Genomic DNA, 17,912 nt, shown 5'->3' with positions numbered 1-17,912 from the left:
CCAGATGCCGCCTCCGGGGTCCGGTCAGGCCTGAGCGCCGCTCCAGTTCAACTGCTCGATGTAGCGCAGCAGCACGCCCTCACGCAGAGCCCAGGGCGACACCTCGAGCTCGTCCACGCGCAACGCGGTCATCGCCGCGTGCAACGACACCGCCGCGGCGACGATCTGGAACGTGCGGTCGGGGGTGATGCCGGGGAGTTCCTGGCGGGCGGAGGCGGGCAGCCTCGCCAGCCGGGGGATCCACGAGCCGAGCGATGCGCGGGGGAGGAGCATCCGCTCTGTGCCCGACCAGCCGGGGGCCGGGTAGCCGACGAGTCGGGCGAGGGAACGGATCGCCTTCGACGAACCCACGACGTGATCGGGGCGGGGAAGAACGGTGAACTGCGGCAGCACCTCGGCGAGGGTCGCGGCGGCGTGCGCGCGCAGCCGCTCGACGTCGTCCTCTCCCGGCGGGTCGTGGGGGAGGAACTGCACGGTCATCCGGCCCGCGCCCAGCGGCACCGACGCGGCGGCATCCGGCAACTCCTCGCCGCCGGCGGCGATCTCCAGCGAGCCGCCGCCGATGTCCAGCAGCAGCAGGCGGCCGGCCGACCAGCCGAACCAGCGCCGTACGGCGAGGAAGGTCAGCTCCGCCTCGGTCTCGCCGTCGAGCACCTGTAGCGGCTGCCCGAGTGCGGCCTCGATGCGGGCGATCACCTCGGCGCCGTTGCGGGCGTCGCGCACAGCACTCGTGGCGGTGGCGAGGAGCGCATCCACGCGCTCCTCTTCTGCCACCCGACGAGCCTGTGCGACGGCGGCCTCTAGCGCCTGGACGCCCTCTTCCGAGATCGCGCCGTCGGGTGTCAGGTAGCGCATCAGGCGCAGCACCGTCCGATCGCTCGTCGTCGCCAGCGGCCGGCCGCCGGGGCGGACATCGGCGGCGAGCATATGGACGGTGTTCGATCCGATGTCGAGGACTCCCAAGCGCACGGAATGACACTACTCGTCCCCGATACGATGTACCGGTGACCACCGCCGACCCCACGCTGCCGCTGTCTCCGTACCGGGAGATCGGTCGAGCGGAGTGGGCGCGTCTGGCGGCCGACCTGGATCAGCCCCTGAGCGAGACCGAGGTCGTCGAGGTCCGCGGCATCGGCGATCGGTTGAGCTTGACCGAGGTCCGCGAGGTCTACCTCCCGCTGAGTCGGCTGCTGAGCCTGTATGCCACGTCGACCAAGCGGCTGGGGGCGGCGACGAGCGCTTTCCTCCAGGAAGACGACACGACGACCCCGTTCGTCGTCGGGGTCGCCGGATCGGTCGCGGTGGGCAAGTCCACGATCGCCCGTCTGCTGCGTGAGCTGATGAGCCGCTGGCCCGGAACGCCTCGGGTCGAGCTCGTCACCACCGACGGCTTCCTGTACTCCAACGCCGAGCTCGAGCGCCGAGGGCTCATGGAGCGCAAGGGCTTCCCGGAGTCCTACGACCGCCGTGCGCTGCTCGAGTTCCTGACGGAGGTGAAGAGCGGTGCCGCAGAGGTGCGCGCCCCCTTCTACTCCCACATGCGGTACGACATCGTTCCCGACGCCCACGTCGTGGTGCGTCGTCCCGACGTCGTGATCGTCGAGGGTCTGAACGTGCTGCAGCCGCCACCCGCGCCGAACGACGTGGCCGTGAGCGATCTGTTCGACTTCTCGATCTTCGTCGACGCCGACACCGCGCACATCGAGAAGTGGTACGTGGACCGCTTCCTCGCGCTGCGTCAGGGGGCGTTCAGCAATCCTTCCTCCTACTTCAACGTCTTCGCGCACCTCACGGACGAGGAGGCGATCACGACGGCGCTCGGGTACTGGAACGAGATCAACATGCCCAATCTCGTCGAGAACGTGATGCCGACCAAGCACCGCGCGCGTCTGGTGCTCCGCAAGGGGATCGATCACGACGTGGAGAGCGTGCTGCTGCGCAAGCTCTGATACTCCGCCGATCCGGAGGATATTGTTCGGGCGACTCGCAAAAAAATCGCCGTACCCTTGTCCGCATGTGTGGAATCGTCGGATACGTGGGCCCGCGCCCCAGCCAGGACATCCTTCTCGCCGGGCTCGCCCGCCTCGAATACCGCGGCTACGACTCCGCCGGTGTCGCCGTGATCGATGGTGATGGCACGCTCGGCATGCGGAAGAAGGCCGGCAAGCTCGCCGTGCTGCGCGAGTCGCTCGCGGATGCACCGCTCGCCGACGGCAGCACCGGCATCGGCCACACCCGCTGGGCGACGCACGGCGGTCCCACCGATGTCAACGCGCACCCGCATCTCGCCGACGGCGACAAGCTCGCCGTGATCCACAACGGCATCATCGAGAACTTCTCGGCCCTGCGCGCAGATCTCCTCGCCGACGGCGTCGAGTTCCGCAGCGAGACGGACACCGAGGTCGCTGCGGCGCTGCTGGGTCGCGCGTACGCCGAGAACGGCGGAGACCTCCAGCTCGCCTTCCGCAGCATCGTGAACCAGCTCGAGGGCGCATTCACGCTGCTCGCGATGCACCAGGACCACCCGGGCCTCGTGGTGGGCGCTCGCCGTAACTCTCCGCTGGTGATCGGGTTGGGCGAGGGCGAGAACTTCCTCGGCTCCGACGTCGCGGCCTTCGTCGAGCACACGCGCAAGGCGCTCGCGATCGGCCAGGACCAGATCGTCTCGATCACGCCCGATGCCGTCACCGTCACCGACTTCGCCGGTACCTCGGTCCAGCCCGAGCCGTTCGAGGTCTCCTGGGATGCCGCCGCCGCCGAGAAGGGCGGATGGTCGAGCTTCATGGCCAAGGAGGTCGCCGAGCAGCCCGAGGCCGTCGCGAACACCATCCGCGGCCGCATCCACGACGGCCAGGTCGTCATCCCCGAGCTCGACGGCCTCGACGAGCTCTTCGTGGGCATCAACCGCGTCATCATCACCGCCTGCGGCACGGCCTCCTACGCCGCGCTGGTCGGCAAGTACGCGATCGAGCAGTGGGCACGCGTGGCGGTCGACGTCGAGCTGGCGCACGAGTTCCGCTATCGCGACCCGGTGATCGGCGCCGACACGCTCGTCGTCTCGATCAGCCAGTCCGGCGAGACCATGGACACGCTCATGGCGGTCAAGTACGCCCGTGAACGGGGCGCCCGCACGCTCTCGGTCTGCAACACGCAGGGCGCCACCATCCCTCGTGAGTCGGATGCCGTCGTCTACACGCACGCCGGTCCGGAGGTCGCCGTCGCATCGACCAAGGCGTTCTCGGCGCAGATCACCGCGCTGCTGCTGCTGGGTCTGCACATGGGCCGGGTGCGCGGTGCCGTCGCCGACGCCTCGGTCGACATCGCCGAGCTCGCCGCACTGCCGGAGAAGATCGCCAAGGTGCTCGAGAGCGAGCAGGAGCACGTCACGCAGCTCGCCGGCTGGATGGCCGACACCCGCTCCGTGCTCTTCCTCGGTCGTCACGTCGGCTATCCGATCGCACTCGAGGGCGCGCTCAAGCTCAAGGAGATCTCGTACATCCACGCCGAAGGCTTCGCCGCTGGCGAGCTCAAGCACGGTCCGATCGCGCTCATCGAGCCGGGGCAGCCGGTCTTCGTGCTCGTGCCCTCGCCGCGTCACTCCGCACTGGTGCACTCCAAGGTCGTCTCGAACATCCAGGAGATCCGCGCCCGCGGCGCCCGGGTGATCGTGATCGCCGAAGAAGGTGACGCCGCGGTGCTGCCGTTCGCCGACGAGGTCATCCGTATCCCGCTCGCCGGTGCGATGTTCGAGCCGCTCCTGGCGGTCGTCCCGCTGCAGATCTTCGCGATGGCTCTCGCCACCGCCAAGGGGCTCGACGTCGACCAGCCGCGCAACCTCGCGAAGTCCGTCACAGTCGAGTAAGGCTCCCGCTCGCGATCGTCGAGTGCACGACGACGTGCCGAGTGCACGGCATCCTCCCGCGAAGATGCCGTGCACTCGACAGCATCCCGTGCACTCGACGCCGTCTCTCGGCGCGGCCACCCGGCGCGGCAGCCGCGGAGCGGGGCGCGGGTAGGCTGAACGGGTGATCATCGGGACCGGCATCGACCTCGTGGACATCCCGCGGTTCGAGCGGACGCTCGAGCGGACTCCGCGCCTTCTGGAGCGGCTCTTCGCCCCCTCCGAACGTGGCCTTCGACTCCCCTCACTCGCTGCCCGGTACGCCGCGAAGGAAGCGCTGATCAAGACGCTCGGCGGCTCGGACGGCGTGCACTGGACCGAGATCGAGATCGCCTCGGAACCGTCGGGCCGCCCGCACTTCGTGCTCTCCGGGTCGACCGCAGCGGTGATCGAGGAACGCGGCATCACCCGGCTGCACCTGACCATGTCCCACGATGCGGGGCTCGCCACCGCGTTCGTCGTCGCCGAAGGAGCACCGCTGTGACCGTCCCGTTCCGCGAGGCCACGATCGACCTGGATGCGATCGCCGACAACGTGCGCCACTTCCGGCGCCTCACCGGCGTCGACGTGATCGCCGTCGTCAAGGCCAACGCGTACGGGCACGGTGCGGCGGCGGCGGCCGTCGCGGCCCTCTCCGGGGGAGCCGCACGTCTCGGCGTGGCCGAGATCCCCGAAGCGCTCGATCTGCGCCGTCAGGGGATCACCGCCCCGATCGTGGCGTGGCTGCACGCACCGGGCGAGAGGTTCGAACACGCAACCGCAGAGAACATCGAACTCGGCATCTCCTCGTTCGACCAGCTCGAAGCCGCCGCTCGGGTCGCGAGCGTCGACCGTCCCGTCGGCGTGCACCTCAAGTTCGAGACCGGTCTCTCGCGCAACGGCATCGCACCGGCGGACTGGGGCCGAGTGCTCGCGGAGGCCGCGCGCCTGGAGCGGATCGGACGACTCCGCGTCGTCGGTCTCTTCAGCCACCTCTCCAACACCTCGCTCGACGACGACCGCGCGGCGCTGGCGAAGTTCGAGGAGGGCGTGGCCGCGGCCGCGTCGTTCGGCATCCGGCCGGAGATCCGCCACATCGCAGCCACCGCCGCTGCGATCGACCGACCAGAGATGCGGCTCGACGCCGTCCGTGTCGGCGTCGGGATCTACGGCCTCTCGCCCTTCGACGACCGCACCTCCGCCGAACTCGGACTGCGTCCGGCGATGACGCTGCGCGGCGCGGTCGCGGCCGTGCGCCGAGTGCCTGCCGGTACCGGGGTCTCCTACGGCTACGACCACCGCACCGACCGCGACACCACGCTCGTGCTCGTGCCTCTGGGATACGCCGACGGCATTCCCCGCCACGCGTCGGGGCGACTGCCGGTGAGCGTCGCCGGACGCCGCTTCACGAACGTGGGACGCATCGCGATGGACCAGTTCGTCGTCGACGTCGGCGACACCCCGGTCTCGATCGGCGATGAGGTCGTGCTGTTCGGCGACCCCACGCTGGGTGTGCCCTCGGCGGCGGACTGGGCACAGGCGGCGAGCACCATCAACTACGAGATCGTCACGCGCATCGGCGCACGAGTGCCCCGGAAGTCCTCGTGAGCCTGGACGAGACGTTCCTCGGCCGCTCGGAGGTCGCGACCTCCGACGCCATGGAGCAGCTCGGTCGGCGTATCGGCGCGCAGCTGGAGGCCGGTGACCTGTTGATCCTTACCGGGCCGCTCGGGGCAGGCAAGACGACCTTCACCCGCGGTCTGGCGGAGGGCCTCGGCGTGCGGGGACCGGTGCAGAGCCCGACCTTCGTGATCGCGCGCACACATCCGTCGCTGGTCGGACGAGCACCGCTGGTGCATGTCGACGCCTATCGGCTGGGGACCGGGGCGGAGCTCGACGACCTCGACCTCGACCTCGCGCGGTCCGTCGTCGTGATCGAGTGGGGTCGTGGCATGGCCGAGGATCTCGCGGAGTCGTGGTGGGACGTCGAGCTGGAGCGTCCGGTCGGCGCGGCCGGCGACGACATCGACCCCTCGGAGCTGGATGCCGACGCCCCGCGGATCGTCACCATCACACGCGGCGTGCGTTGAGCCGCGCAGCGCTGTCGAGCTTCTTCAGGTCCACGAAGCGATCGCCGGCCCGCAGGGGTTCCTCGTCGATCCACACGATCTCACCGTCGACCCGCAGCACCGCGATGTAGAGCACCCGGTCCGCAGCCGACGCGAAGACGGTGACGATCCTGTCGTCCGCCGGGCGCCTGTGCGCGGCCGTCAGCGCCGAGACGATCGTCTCTTCGCCGCCGTCGCGGATCGCGGACACCAGTGTGTCGACAGGGAACTCCTTGTCGATGCCGACCACGAGAGGGTTCGTCAGCACGTCCCCGCCGCGGATCCGCCACCGCTGCGCGCGGCGCAGGATCATCACGACGCTGACCACGAAGATCACCGGGGGCAGCGCGAACACCGCGGCGATCGCGAGTCCCGATCTCACCCGGCCGCCCAGCAGCTCCACGGTCTCCTCCGGGTTCAGGTACACCAGGAGGGCGCTCGCGACCATCGCGCTCGCGACGATCGACCAGAACAGCAGCTGACGGCCGGAGCGCTCAGCAACGAACAGATCCGGATGGGCTCGGAACCACACGTGAAGGTCACGGGACCGGGACTTCATCGGAACGAAACTCATCGGTGCCGCCCTCCTCGCTCGAACTCGACCATCGCATCCACCGTAGACCGACCGGAACGCCCCCGACGTGACGAGCGACGCCCCGGCTCGGGTTCCGGAGAGCCGCGCGGCCGCACGAGACCGACGTCCCGGGTTGTGAACGCCGACTACCCTGGAGAGGTGATCCTCGCCGTCGACACCTCCCTGGGAACAGCCGTCGCTGTCGTCGATCCCGACGGCTCTTCACGCTCCGAAGCCGCCGCGGTCGATCCGCTCGGCCACGCCGAGGTCATCGGCGACCTGCTCGTGCGCGCGCTGGACGACGCGGGGTCCGCGCACATCAGTCACGTCGTCGCCGGCATGGGACCCGGCCCGTTCACCGGCCTGCGCATCGGCATCGCCGCCGCCCGCGCCTTCGCGCTCGGACGGGGCATCCCGGTGGTCCCCGTGCCCAGCCACTACGCGGCCGCCCTCACCGCGATCGAGTCCGACGGGGTCGAAGGCTCCTTCGCGATCGTGACCGACGCGCGACGGCGTGAGGTCGCGATCACGGTCTTCGACGGGACGGATGCCGACGGCATCCCGAACCTCATCACCGCGACGACGCTCGTGCCGCAGGCGGAGGCCGATGCGCATCTCGGCGGCATCCGCCGGGTCGATGTCTCCACGCTGTCGGCACTCGACCTCGCGAGGGTCGGCGCCAGGGCCGTGGCCGCGGGGCGCGGCCTCGGCGATTCGGAGCCGCTGTATCTGCGTCAGCCGGACGTGCGCGTTCCCGGCGTGCCGAAGCGGGTGGGGTCATGACTCTGCGGACGGCGACGCCGGCCGACCTCGACGCGATCATGGTCATCGAGAACCGCTCCTTCCCGACCGACGCGTGGAGCGCCGACAGCATGGCGGCCGAGCTCGCCAGTCCGCACGGCCGCTACCTCGTGGACGAGCATGACGGGGTCGTCATCGGATACGGCGGAGTGCGCGCACTGCGGGGGAGCGCTGACGCCGACATCCAGACCATCGCGCTCGATGCGGACCACCGCGGCGCTGGCCGGGGTCGCGCCCTGCTGCGTGCGCTCCTGGATGAGGCGGCGGAGCGCGGCGCACGCGAGGTGTTCCTCGAGGTCCGCGCCGACAACCCGACGGCGGAAGGGCTCTACCTCTCGGAGGGATTCCAGGAGATCGGACGGCGCCCGCACTACTATCAGCCGGATGACGTCGACGCGATCATCATGCGCGTCGACCTCCGACGTCGCCCGGCGGCGTCGACCGCGCCGATCGAGGAGGCGAACGCATGAGTGAGCCGCTGGTGCTCGGGATCGAGACGAGCTGCGACGAGACCGGGATCGGCATCGTCCGCGGCCGGACGCTGCTGTCCAACACGATCGCCTCGAGCATGGACGAGCATGCCCGCTACGGCGGCGTCGTGCCGGAGGTCGCGGCTCGCGCGCATCTGGAAGCGCTGCAGCCGTCGATCGACGCCGCGCTCGCCGAGGCGGGTGTGGGTCTCGACGATCTCGACGCCGTGGCCGTGACCAGCGGTCCCGGCCTCGCGGGAGCGCTCATGGTCGGGGTCGGCGCCGCGAAGGGCCTCGCCGTCTCGCTCGGCAAGCCGCTGTACGCCGTGAACCACCTGGTCGGCCACATCGCGGCCGACATCCTCACCGCCGACTCCGAGCCCCTCGAGTACCCGACGATCGCGCTTCTGGTATCGGGCGGTCACACGTCGTTGCTGCACGTGCGCGACCTGACCACCGATGTCGAACTGCTCGGCGAGACCATGGACGACGCCGCCGGCGAGGCGTTCGACAAGGTCGCGCGTCTGCTCTCTCTTCCGTACCCCGGCGGCCCGGAGATCGACCGCGCGGCGCTCGACGGAGACCCGGACGCCATCCGGTTCCCGCGCGGACTCTCGCGGGCGTCAGATCTGGCTAAGCACCGCTACGACTTCTCGTTCTCCGGCCTCAAGACCGCTGTCGCGCGATGGGTGGAACGGTGCGAGGCAGACGGCGTCGAGGTGCCTGTCGCCGATGTCGCCGCCAGCTTCCGCGAAGCGGTGGTCGACGTTCTCGTGACCAAGGCGCTCGCGGCCTGCGCCGACCTCGGAGTTCCGCGCCTGCTCCTCGGCGGCGGCGTGATCGCCAACCGACGCCTGCGCGATGTCGCCCTGGAGCGCGCCGCAGCCGCGGGTGTGACGGTGCGCATCCCGCCGCTCTCGCTCTGCACCGACAACGGCGCGATGATCGCAGCGCTCGCCGCAGAGCTGATCTCGGCGGGACGGCGGCCGTCCACGCTCGCGTTCGGCGCGGACTCGACGCTCCCGGTGACCGAGATCCAGGTCGGCGAGGCGGTGCGCGCATGACCGATCCGCACGCAGACCCCCAGCGGGATCCCGTGGCGGATGCCGCCTCCACTCCCACGAGCATCGATCGTCCGAGTGACGAGGTCGAGCGCCCAGCCGGCGCCGCCCGGCTGCCGGGCGCACGGCGTGACGGCTACACCAGGCTCCCGACGGGGCCGGTCGGGATCGAGCCCGTCGTGGCCACGGGGCCGGTGATCGACGCCGATCCGGACACCTCGTGGGAGCCGTCTACCGGCGCGCTCGGCGTCGACGATGCGAGGTTGGCGCCGTGGGCGCTGCTCGCGGCGATCGTGGCCCTCGTGGCATCGTTCTTCGTCGGCTGGGGGGTGCCGCTCGCGATCGTGGCCGTGATCGCGTCGGTCATGTCTCTGCGTCGTCCAGTCGAGAGCCGCGCGATCGCGCGATGGGCGCTCGTCCTGAGTCTGTGCGCCACCGTCTACAGCCTGGGATGGCTGGTGTGGGCGGGCATGCAGTTCGAGAGACTGGGATAGGCGGATGCCGGATGACGATGAGGTCATCGAACTGCGGGCCCTGCAGGAACGCGCGTACGGGCGCGGCGGTGGGCTGACCGCGGCGGAGGCCGAGCGGCTGGATCGGCTGACGCGACGCCCGGCCGCGCAGGCCGTGGAGGGTGCGCCCTCGGGCGCGGCAGCTCCGCCGCAGATGATCTCCGGCGTGCCGGACGACGTCGGCCGTCCTGACCGGGAGCCGGCAGCGTCCCCGCTCCCGGCATCCGAGCCCCCTGCACTTCCGGCACCCCCGGCATCCGGGGGCGACGCCCTCCGGTCTTCGCATAGCGCTCCGCCGCTCGACCGGTGGCGTCCGCTGCTGATCGGGATCGCCGCGGCACTCGTCGTCGGCGTCGGTGTCGGCTGGTTCCTGTTCGGTCGAGGCGGTGCCGACGCGGTGGCTCTCACGGCCGCTCAGCAGGAGTGGCAGCGTGAGATCATCGGCGAGGCGACCTACGACCAGGGATCCCTCCGTGCCGTGGCGGTCGAGGCGGGCGTCGTGCTCTGGGTCGCGACGAAGAAGGACGGCGACTTCACCTGCCTCCTGCTGGGGGACGGCTCTCGCACGACCTCGGAATGTGACACCACCAAGGCCGTGCGCGAGAGCGGACTCTACGGAACCCTCATGGTCGAGCGGGGCGAGGGGCAGACGGAGGTCTCGGCCCAGATGCTGCTGACCGCCGGGGGTGAGCCGGCGGTGGCCTCGAGCAGCTACGAATACGACCCCGAGGCGATGATGAGCACATACGCCACCGAAGAGGAGGAGCGCTTCGCCGAGACGCTCGTCACCGCCGGATACGATGCGCGCAGCATCAGCGTCGTCGGCTACGACGGTGAGACCCCGATCTGGACGGCCGCGCGCCCCGAGGAATCGGCACAGTGCCTGATCTACGGTGCGTCCGAGGTGTTCGGGGACGTGCATTGCGCGGACCCAGCCTCGGGCGATGGGCTCTGGGTCGAGCATGTCGATCCGGCGACGGCGCAGACGACGCGCGTCGAGTGGCAGCTCACCTCGAATTACGGTGCCAACCTCGTGATCACACGGGAGAGCGGGCTCGATCGTGGCGCCGCCGGAGAGTGAGCGGACGGAGCTGCGCGAACTGCAGCGGAAAGCCTATGGTCGCGACGGCGGGCTGACGGATGCGGAGGCGCGTCGGCTGCGGGAACTGGAGCGGGCGGCTGCTGCGCCCCCGGCGCCTCAGGCCACGGCGATGGACGCCGACGGGGCTCCTGCCTCCGAACAAATGCTCGCGGACGACGAGGCAGTGGCGTTCCTGGTCGGCGCCTCCGACCAGGGGATCCTCGCGGAGTCTGCGGCTGCGGCGGTGGACGGCATTCCGGCGGCAGCCGATCACAGCACTGCCGGGCCCCACGGCGGCGCTTCCGGCATCCGCGCGCTCCTGCGGGCACAGTGGCACGTCGTCACCGTCGCCGCTGTCGTGCTGCTCGCGATCGGCGTCGGTGCGGGGTGGGCGCTGTTCGGAACCCGGAGCGACGACATCCCCCTGACCGGCGAGCAGCAGCAGCGCAAGGGGGAGCTCTACGAGAAGGGTGGGTACGACGAAGGCTCGGTGCGTGCCATCGGTCAGGACGATGACGCACTGGTCTGGTATGGCACCCGCAACGACGGCGAGAACGTGTGCCTCGTGCTCGACGTCGGCGCGGAGACCGGCCAGTCCTGTCAGCGCAGTGACGACCTGAGCACGGGTGTCTTCGGGCTATCGGCCGTGGCGACGATCCCAGGCGAGGGAGAGTCGTCGTCGACCACCGTCATGGCGTACCTGATGTACTCCACCTCGGGCGTCCCGCTCGTGAGCATCCAGCGCTGGGACGACTCCGGTCTCTTCCTCGCGCAGTTCGCGGGCGAGGAGCGGGAGCGCGCAGAGGAGCTGGTCGACGGAGAGCAGGCTATGAACCTCGCCATCGTCGGGTACTTCCGCGACGCGCCGGTCTGGCTCATCGACCGCTGGAGTGGCGGCGGCTCGGAGACCTGCCTCATCGTCGACGGCGCGGCGGGTCAATCGACCTGCCGCCCGAGCGAGGATGCCCTCTCCGACGGCATCGCCGTGTACGTGTCGGATGACGAGGTCGTGCCCGGTCAGGAGATCGACGCCTCCACGATCTGGAGTCTGGAGGTCGACTACACGCCGAACCAGACGCCGTACCTCACGATCATCCGCGATCCGGAATCGATCTCGGTGTCCACGGACGGTGAGATGTGGTTCGACGGCTCGCAGCTCGGTGGCGGCGACGACGGCGACTCGATCGACGTCGTCCCGCCGTCCACCGACGCGAAAGGTTGAGCAGCCGCCCTATGCGGCCGGTGGCACCCGGTCGGCGAGGATGGCGCGGCGCTGGTCGCCGATCCTGGTGAGGATCAGCGTGGCGCTGCGATCCCCGCGCAGAGTGAGCTTCCTGCGGAACGCGGCGGGGTCGATGTCCACGCCGCGCTTCTTGATCTCCAGAGTGCCGATGCGCTCGGCTTTCAGCACTGCACTGATCGCCTTCGGGTTCGCCGCCATGGTCTCGCGCACCCGGAAGGTCTGCACGAACGGACTGGTGACCGCGGTGTCCGACGTGAGATAGGCGATCCGCGGGTCGAGCATTCCGGCGTCCAGGCTCCGCGCCACGTCGCCGATCAGCCGGGCGCGGATCACGGCGCCGTCCGGCTCATGGAGGAAGGCGCCGAGTGCGCGCGCCGGAGCGTCCTCCGCGTCCGCGTCGGCGGTGAGCTCATGGGACTGGTCACCGCGCATGACCAACGCCGCACGTCGGACGCCGGGGCGTGCCAGTGCTCCGGTCCAGACCACGAGCTCCACGACGCTGCCGTCGGCGCTCACCCATTGTGCTTCTGCGTCGTCGGGGAGAGCATCGCGGTCGTGCGCGGGGCCCAGCTTGATCCCTGTCGGCAGGCGGCTGGCCAGGTCGAACGCCCAGTCCAGCGAGGGGGAGTAGTCGTCGGCCGAGACACGGCGCGTCTCGCTGTGCCCCGAGGTGCGGCGTGCCGGGTCCATCCATACCGCGCCGCTGCGCGACAGGTCGGCGTCTTCGGCGGTGCTGTGCCTCACGACGGCTCCGGAGTCCTCGCCGTCGTGAGGACCGAAGGGGGCGAGGTTGTAGGCGGCGATCGCGGCGGTGACCTCGTCCGCGTCGACGGCGAGCACGTCGAGGCCCGCGCCCGTGAACGCGAGCGCGTCGCCGCCGATGCCGCAGCCGAGGTCGGCGACGCTCGTGATCCCTGCGCGGCGGATGCGCTGCGCGTGACGCACCGCGACGGGCAGGCGGGTGGCCTGCTCGAGCCCTGCGCGGGTGAACAGCATCCGCGCCGCGAACGCGCCGAACTTCGTGGTCGCCTTCGCACGCAGATGTGCCTGACCGACGACAGCCGACACCAGGTCGGGGGAGTGGCCGGCGGCGCGCAGCCGAGACACGGCGCGGGCGACCTCGGCGGTGGAGTCGATGGGGCCGAGCGCATCGAGCAGCTCCAGACCATCGGGGGTCAGCAGGGCCTGCAGTTCGGACATCTCCACCTGCCCAGCCTAGGGTGCAGGCAGCACGGCGCAGGTGCTCCGCATGACACCGATTGGCACTCGCATTGCATGAGTGCCAGCGGAGCGCATAGACTGGATTAGCACTCTCGGGTTGAGAGTGCGAACAAGTCTTTCGTGTCAGCGTCAAGAAAGAAGAGGTAGACCGTGTCGGTTTCCATCAAGCCGCTCGAGGACCGCATCGTCATCAAGCAGGTCGAGGCCGAGCAGACCACCGCGAGTGGCCTGGTCATCCCCGACACCGCCAAGGAGAAGCCCCAGGAGGGCGAGGTCGTGGCGGTCGGCCCCGGTCGCATCGATGACAACGGCAACCGTGTTCCGCTCGACGTCGCCGTGGGCGACCGCGTGCTCTACAGCAAGTACGGCGGCACCGAGGTGAAGTTCGGCGCAGACGAGTTCCTCGTCCTGTCGGCTCGCGACGTCCTCGCCGTCGTCGTCCGCTGAACCAGCGTTCCTCGAAGGGGCTCGGGTGCTACGGCACCCGGGCCCCTTCTGCGTGTCCGGACGGTGCCGGACAGCGCGCGCTCGGTCAGGCGCCATCCGTTTCCTGCCAAACTCTCGGCGCCCGTCGCCCTGCGCCGCTGAGGGGATCCTGGCGGGCATAGGGTTGTGCGGTGACTCCCGATACGACCAACCGTGCGACGCAGACGGCCGGGGTCGGATTCGCCGGAGCCGCCTACCTCCTCTGGGGCGTGCTTCCGCTCTACTTCGTCCTCCTCAAGCCCACAGGGCCGTGGGAGGTCGTGGCATGGCGGGTACTCCTCTCGTTCGTGTTCTGCCTCCTGCTGCTCACTGTGATGCGCGGGTGGGGTGCGTTCCGTGCCATCATCCGCCAGCCGAAGCTCCTGGGCTGGACCGCGCTGGCAGGACTCCTGATCTACGTCAACTGGCAGGTGTTCCTCATCGGCACGCTGACCGGCAACGTCGTCGAGACCAGCCTGGGCTACTTCATCAACCCGATCACCACGGTGCTGCTCGGAGTGTTCGTGCTGAAGGAGCGCATCCGCCGCCTCCAGTGGGCCGCCATCGGGATCGCCGCCGTCGCCGTCGCGGTGATCATGATCGCCCACGGATCCTTCCCGTGGATCGCCCTCTCGCTCACGGCATCGTTCGGCATCTACGGTCTCATCAAGAAGAAGATCGGCCCCGCGGTCGATGCGGTCAGCGGGCTCACCCTCGAGTCGTTCTGGCTGATCCCGATCGCGATCGTGCAGCTGATCATCGTGGCCCAGACTCCCGAAGGCCTGACGATGGGCACGCAGGGCGGATGGCATGCGATCCTGCTCGCGCTGGCGGGTGTGGCCACGGCGGTGCCGCTGCTGCTCTTCGCCGCTGGCACACGGCGCGTGAACCTCACCGTGATCGGGATGATCCAGTTCATCACCCCGGTGATGCAGTTCATCATCGGGGTCGCCGTGCTGCACGAGCCGATGCCGGCGGAGCGCTGGGCGGGGTTCATCATCGTGTGGATCGCCATCACGGTCTTCGTCGTCGACCTGCTGCTCGCCGCCCGTCGCGGTCGCCGGATCGCGCAGGCAGCACCCGTCTGATCCCGGGTCGCAGCGGGAGGGGAACGCGGTGCCGGATCGTTAACGCACCGAGATACTTGCGACCCCTGTGCGCGCGTCCCACAGCCTAGGGTTAGAGCACCCGACCGTGGTCTCGATCCACGTTCAGTTACGCAAGGGAGCACCAATGAACGCATTGAAGGGTTCGCGTACCGCGAAGGTCTTCGCAGGAATCGCGCTGCTCAGCGCGTCCGCCGTTGTCGTCGCTGGCTGTAGCAGCACACCATCCGACGGAGGCACGGATAGCGGGAAGCCGGCCGCCGACCTCACTCTCAAGCTCGGCTCGCTGCTGCCCCAGACGGGGTCGCTGGCATTCCTCGGACCGCCCATGGAGTCCGGCGTCGGCCTGGCCGTGCAGGAGGTCAACGAGGCGAAGGCCGGCGTCACGATCGAACTGACCGCCGAAGACGAAGGCGACACCGACACCAAGGCCTACGAGACGTCGATCACCAAGCTGCAGGGCGCCGGTGTCTCCGCGATCGTCGGCGCTGCCGCATCCGGTGTCTCCAAGCTGATCCTCGACGGCAACGTGAGCGCGGGGATCCTCCAGATCTCGGCCTCGAACACGTCGCCGGACTTCACCACGTGGGACGATGACGGACTGTACTTCCGCACCGCCCCCAGCGACCTGCTGCAGGGTGAGGTGCTCGGCAACCTGATCGCCGAGGACGGCGCCAAGACGCTCGGCATCATCTACCAGAACGACGCCTACGGCACCGGCCTGTTCGACGCCATCAAGACGACGTTCGAAGGCACCGGCGGCGAGGTCGTCGCGGATGCATCGTTCAACGTCGGAGACGCGCAGTTCGACGCACAGGTCGAGACCATCAAGGCGCAGAACCCCGACGCGGTCGCGATCGTCTCGTTCGACCAGTTCAAGACCATCGCGCCGCTGCTGGTGAACGCCGGCATCTCGGCCGACAAGTTCTACATGGTCGACGGAAACCTGTCCGACTACGGCGACGAGATCCCGGTCTCGCTCGAGGGCGCACAGGGCACCAAGGCGGGCCCCGTGCTCGAGGACGACTTCACCGACCGCCTCCAGGCGTACTGGACGGGTGAGGGCAACGCCGAGGTCAAGGACTTCACGTACGCGGCTGAGGCATACGACGCCGTCGTGCTGGTCGCCCTGGCATCTCTCGCTGCCGGCTCGACCGAGGGCGCCGACATCGCGGCCAAGATGCAGGAGATCTCGGGTGGTTCCGGAGACGGTGAGAAGTGCACCAGCTTCGCCGACTGCGCCAAGATCATCAACGATGGCGGCACGGCCGATTACGACGGCTACTCCGGCGAGGTCACCTTCGACGAGAACGGCGACCCGCAGGGTGCCACGATCGGCATCTACAAGTACGGCGCGGACAACATGATCTCCCGCACCAACTGATCACACGATCCGATCGTCTGATCCGATCACAAGCGAAGGCCCCGGATGCAACATCCGGGGCCTTCGTCGTGTGCGGGCCCTTCGACGGGCCAGGGGCCCCAGGGCGGGTCGGGGCTGAGAGCCGTGGGTGCTCCACCCTGATGGGGCGCTGAGCCTGTCGAAGCGCCCGGACACGGCAGAGGGGCGGACGCCGCAGCATCCGCCCCTCTGCGAGAATCGCTCAGGCGGCGTCCGTGCCCAACGTGCCGAGGTACAGACCGATGACCTTGGGATCGTTCAGCAGATCGCGTCCGGTGCCCTCGTAGGCGTCCTTGCCCTGATCGAGCACATAACCGCGGTCGCAGATCTGAAGGCAACGTCGCGCGTTCTGTTCGACCATGATGGTCGTCACCCCGGCCTTGTTGATGTCGGAGACGCGGATGAAGGCGTCATCCTGCCGCACGGGGGAGAGGCCGGCCGATGGCTCGTCCAGGAGCAGCACGGACGGATCCATCATGAGCGCGCGAGACATGGCCACCATCTGCCGCTCGCCACCGGACAACGAGCCCGCGCGCTGCTTCAGACGCTTACCGAGTTCGGCGAAGATCCCCGTCACGAACTCCAGGCGCTCCGTGTAGATCTTGGGGTTCTGGTAGAGCCCCATCTGCAGGTTCTCCTCGATGGAGAGCGACGGGAAGACGTTGTTCGTCTGAGGGACGAAGGCGACACCGCGCTTCACGAGCTTGTCGGCCTTCAGCCCGACGATGCTCTCGCCGTTCACGGTGATATCGCCGCTGCGCACGTTCACGAGCCCGAAGATCGACTTGAGCAGCGTCGACTTGCCCGCGCCGTTCGGTCCGATGATGCCGATCAGCTCGCCCTGGCGGGCGACCAGGTTCGCGCCGTTGAGGATGTTGACGCCGGGGAGGTACCCGGCGTGGACGTCTTTCAGCTCGACGACGATGTCGTCGGCTGCGGGGGCCGGTGTGTCCGCACTCATGCGTTGCCCTTCTCGTCGGGGCCGACGGCGCTCGTCGCTTCGAGCTCCGCCTCGGCCTCTGCTTCGATCTTCTCGCGGAGTCGGCGGGCGTCGTCGTTCTCGATCACGGGGATGCGACCGGTCACGGCGCCGAGGTCGACGTCCTGGTGGGCGCCGAGATAGGCGTCGATGACCGCGGGGTCCTCCATGACCTCGTCGGGCGGTCCCTCCGCGACGACGCGGCCCTCCGCCATCACCACGACCCAGTCCGCGATGTGGCGGACCATGTGCATGTCGTGCTCGACGAACAGCACCGTCATTCCCAGGCCCTTGAGGTCCAGGATGTGGTCGAGCAGCGACTGGGTGAGCGCCGGGTTGACGCCGGCCATCGGCTCGTCGAGCATCACCAGGGTCGGATCGCTCATGAGCGCCCTCGCCATCTCGAGCAGCTTGCGCTGACCGCCGGACAGCGAGGCGGCGAAGTCCTTCTCCTTGGCGTCGAGCTTGAAGCGGGCGAGCAGCTCGCGCGCCTTCCCCTCGATGTCGGTGTCCTGCGTGCGCCACAGGAAGGGGAACAGGCTCGACCAGAACTTCTCACCGCGCTGGTGGGGAGCTCCGAGCTTCATGTTCTCGAGCACGGTGAGCAGCGACAACGACTTGGTGAGCTGGAACGTGCGCACCTGGCCCATGCGGGCGACCTTGAACGACGGGACGCCCGAGAGGTTCGTGCCGTCGAACGACCACGTGCCGCTGTTGGGCTTGTCGAATCCGCAGAGCAGGTTGAACAGGGTGGTCTTGCCGGCACCGTTCGGGCCGATCAGCGCCGTGATCGCTCCGCGCGGGATCTCGAGGTGATCGACGTCGACGGCGGTCAGACCTCCGAAGCGCCGCTGCACGGAATCGACGATCAGGATCGGATCGACCTTGGCGACGCCCGGCTTGACCTCGCCCTTGGTCAGTCCGGTGGTCTTCGGACGACGGATGCTTCCTGTCGTGGGTGCGCCGTCCGGCGCCCCCTCTGCGGAGGCGGGGACCGATTCGGGATTCA

General features: G+C 69.3%; 19 protein-coding genes. 14 read left to right on the top strand and 5 right to left on the bottom strand.

The features are described from left to right. Positions 1-24: 24 nt before the first annotated feature. Positions 25-969 carry a Ppx/GppA phosphatase family protein gene (locus tag ACIOVG_RS03005; protein WP_400868898.1) on the bottom strand — a complete coding sequence of 315 codons (945 nt, stop codon included), beginning with the start codon at positions 967-969 and terminating at the stop codon, positions 25-27. Between the two features lie 35 nt (positions 970-1,004). Between ACIOVG_RS03005 and coaA the strand changes: the two genes are divergently transcribed. From coaA to tsaE, 5 genes are all read left to right on the top strand, one after another. After that, positions 1,005-1,949 carry a type I pantothenate kinase gene (coaA, locus tag ACIOVG_RS03000; RefSeq protein WP_400868896.1) on the top strand — a complete coding sequence of 315 codons (945 nt, stop codon included), beginning with the start codon at positions 1,005-1,007 and terminating at the stop codon, positions 1,947-1,949. Positions 1,950-2,014: 65 nt separating this feature from the next. Beyond that, positions 2,015-3,862: a glutamine--fructose-6-phosphate transaminase (isomerizing) gene (glmS, locus tag ACIOVG_RS02995; protein WP_400868894.1), complete on the top strand. Its 1,848-nt coding sequence runs from the start codon at positions 2,015-2,017 to the stop codon at positions 3,860-3,862. Between the two features lie 163 nt (positions 3,863-4,025). Beyond that, positions 4,026-4,385 carry a holo-ACP synthase gene (locus ACIOVG_RS02990; protein WP_400868892.1) on the top strand — a complete coding sequence of 120 codons (360 nt, stop codon included), beginning with the start codon at positions 4,026-4,028 and terminating at the stop codon, positions 4,383-4,385. After that, positions 4,382-5,488: an alanine racemase gene (gene alr, locus ACIOVG_RS02985; RefSeq protein ID WP_400868890.1), complete on the top strand. Its 1,107-nt coding sequence runs from the start codon at positions 4,382-4,384 to the stop codon at positions 5,486-5,488. The genes ACIOVG_RS02990 and alr overlap by 4 nt, the downstream gene beginning before the upstream one ends. Beyond that, positions 5,485-5,970, top strand: coding sequence for a tRNA (adenosine(37)-N6)-threonylcarbamoyltransferase complex ATPase subunit type 1 TsaE (gene tsaE, locus ACIOVG_RS02980; protein WP_400868888.1), 486 nt, complete (start codon positions 5,485-5,487; stop codon positions 5,968-5,970). The genes alr and tsaE overlap by 4 nt, the downstream gene beginning before the upstream one ends. Here tsaE and ACIOVG_RS02975 read toward each other — a convergent pair. Beyond that, the gene (locus ACIOVG_RS02975; RefSeq protein WP_400868886.1) at positions 5,951-6,562 is read right to left on the bottom strand and encodes a hypothetical protein; all 612 of its coding nucleotides are present in this window, start codon (positions 6,560-6,562) and stop codon (positions 5,951-5,953) included. The two genes, tsaE and ACIOVG_RS02975, sit on opposite strands and share 20 nt — an antisense overlap. 159 nt (positions 6,563-6,721) lie before the next feature. On the opposite strand from ACIOVG_RS02975, the gene tsaB reads away from it, so the two are divergent. Genes tsaB through ACIOVG_RS02945 form a run of 6 tightly spaced genes read left to right on the top strand, consistent with a single transcriptional unit; the run spans position 6,722 to position 11,709 of the window. Beyond that, entirely contained in the window at positions 6,722-7,345 is a 624-nt protein-coding gene (gene tsaB, locus ACIOVG_RS02970; protein WP_400868884.1) for a tRNA (adenosine(37)-N6)-threonylcarbamoyltransferase complex dimerization subunit type 1 TsaB, read from the top strand. Continuing rightward, the gene (rimI, locus tag ACIOVG_RS02965; RefSeq protein ID WP_400868882.1) at positions 7,342-7,833 is read left to right on the top strand and encodes a ribosomal protein S18-alanine N-acetyltransferase; all 492 of its coding nucleotides are present in this window, start codon (positions 7,342-7,344) and stop codon (positions 7,831-7,833) included. The genes tsaB and rimI overlap by 4 nt, the downstream gene beginning before the upstream one ends. Then, positions 7,830-8,897 carry a tRNA (adenosine(37)-N6)-threonylcarbamoyltransferase complex transferase subunit TsaD gene (gene tsaD, locus ACIOVG_RS02960; RefSeq protein WP_400868880.1) on the top strand — a complete coding sequence of 356 codons (1,068 nt, stop codon included), beginning with the start codon at positions 7,830-7,832 and terminating at the stop codon, positions 8,895-8,897. The genes rimI and tsaD overlap by 4 nt, the downstream gene beginning before the upstream one ends. After that, positions 8,894-9,388 (top strand): hypothetical protein, encoded by a 495-nt coding sequence (locus ACIOVG_RS02955; RefSeq protein ID WP_400868878.1) that lies wholly within the window; start codon positions 8,894-8,896, stop codon positions 9,386-9,388. Before tsaD ends, ACIOVG_RS02955 begins: the two co-directional genes overlap by 4 nt. Positions 9,389-9,392: 4 nt before the next feature. Further along, a complete protein-coding gene (locus ACIOVG_RS02950; protein ID WP_400868876.1) occupies positions 9,393-10,487 on the top strand; it encodes a hypothetical protein in 1,095 nt (364 codons plus the stop codon). Continuing rightward, positions 10,468-11,709, top strand: coding sequence for a hypothetical protein (locus ACIOVG_RS02945; RefSeq protein ID WP_400868874.1), 1,242 nt, complete (start codon positions 10,468-10,470; stop codon positions 11,707-11,709). The genes ACIOVG_RS02950 and ACIOVG_RS02945 overlap by 20 nt, the downstream gene beginning before the upstream one ends. 9 nt (positions 11,710-11,718) lie before the next feature. Here the strand turns inward: ACIOVG_RS02945 and ACIOVG_RS02940 are convergent, their stop codons facing one another. Beyond that, positions 11,719-12,936, bottom strand: coding sequence for an SAM-dependent methyltransferase (locus tag ACIOVG_RS02940; RefSeq protein ID WP_400868872.1), 1,218 nt, complete (start codon positions 12,934-12,936; stop codon positions 11,719-11,721). 165 nt (positions 12,937-13,101) lie between these two features. On the opposite strand from ACIOVG_RS02940, the gene groES reads away from it, so the two are divergent. The 3 genes from groES (at position 13,102) to ACIOVG_RS02925 (ending at position 15,906) form a co-directional block, all read left to right on the top strand. Continuing rightward, positions 13,102-13,398: a co-chaperone GroES gene (gene groES, locus ACIOVG_RS02935; RefSeq protein WP_017203655.1), complete on the top strand. Its 297-nt coding sequence runs from the start codon at positions 13,102-13,104 to the stop codon at positions 13,396-13,398. Positions 13,399-13,568: 170 nt separating this feature from the next. After that, positions 13,569-14,504, top strand: coding sequence for an EamA family transporter RarD (rarD, locus tag ACIOVG_RS02930; RefSeq protein WP_400868870.1), 936 nt, complete (start codon positions 13,569-13,571; stop codon positions 14,502-14,504). Positions 14,505-14,649: 145 nt separating this feature from the next. Beyond that, on the top strand, positions 14,650-15,906 hold the full coding sequence (locus ACIOVG_RS02925) for an ABC transporter substrate-binding protein (protein WP_400868868.1): 1,257 nt from the start codon (positions 14,650-14,652) through the stop codon (positions 15,904-15,906). 220 nt (positions 15,907-16,126) lie between these two features. Here the strand turns inward: ACIOVG_RS02925 and ACIOVG_RS02920 are convergent, their stop codons facing one another. Further along, a complete protein-coding gene (locus tag ACIOVG_RS02920) occupies positions 16,127-16,885 on the bottom strand; it encodes an ABC transporter ATP-binding protein (protein ID WP_400868866.1) in 759 nt (252 codons plus the stop codon). Beyond that, positions 16,882-17,847 carry an ABC transporter ATP-binding protein gene (locus tag ACIOVG_RS02915; protein WP_400872670.1) on the bottom strand — a complete coding sequence of 322 codons (966 nt, stop codon included), beginning with the start codon at positions 17,845-17,847 and terminating at the stop codon, positions 16,882-16,884. The genes ACIOVG_RS02920 and ACIOVG_RS02915 overlap by 4 nt, the downstream gene beginning before the upstream one ends. Between the last annotated feature and the right edge of the window lie 65 nt (positions 17,848-17,912).

Origin of the sequence: Microbacterium sp. NPDC087591 (assembly GCF_044743625.1) — a bacterium.
Taxonomy (GTDB): Bacteria; Actinomycetota; Actinomycetes; order Actinomycetales; family Microbacteriaceae; genus Microbacterium.
Note: the sequence above shows the minus strand (reverse complement) of the source record. Positions and strands in the feature narration are given on the sequence as shown.

Coding starts and splice junctions, on each gene's coding strand:
- tsaD (WP_400868880.1), top strand. CDS start 7,830: ATGAGTGAGCCGCTGGTGCTCGGGATCGAGACGAGCTGCGACGAGACC.
- ACIOVG_RS02955 (WP_400868878.1), top strand. CDS start 8,894: ATGACCGATCCGCACGCAGACCCCCAGCGGGATCCCGTGGCGGATGCC.
- rimI (WP_400868882.1), top strand. CDS start 7,342: ATGACTCTGCGGACGGCGACGCCGGCCGACCTCGACGCGATCATGGTC.
- glmS (WP_400868894.1), top strand. CDS start 2,015: ATGTGTGGAATCGTCGGATACGTGGGCCCGCGCCCCAGCCAGGACATC.
- ACIOVG_RS02975 (WP_400868886.1), bottom strand. CDS start 6,562: ATGAGTTTCGTTCCGATGAAGTCCCGGTCCCGTGACCTTCACGTGTGG.
- ACIOVG_RS02920 (WP_400868866.1), bottom strand. CDS start 16,885: ATGAGTGCGGACACACCGGCCCCCGCAGCCGACGACATCGTCGTCGAG.
- ACIOVG_RS02925 (WP_400868868.1), top strand. CDS start 14,650: ATGAACGCATTGAAGGGTTCGCGTACCGCGAAGGTCTTCGCAGGAATC.
- ACIOVG_RS02950 (WP_400868876.1), top strand. CDS start 9,393: ATGCCGGATGACGATGAGGTCATCGAACTGCGGGCCCTGCAGGAACGC.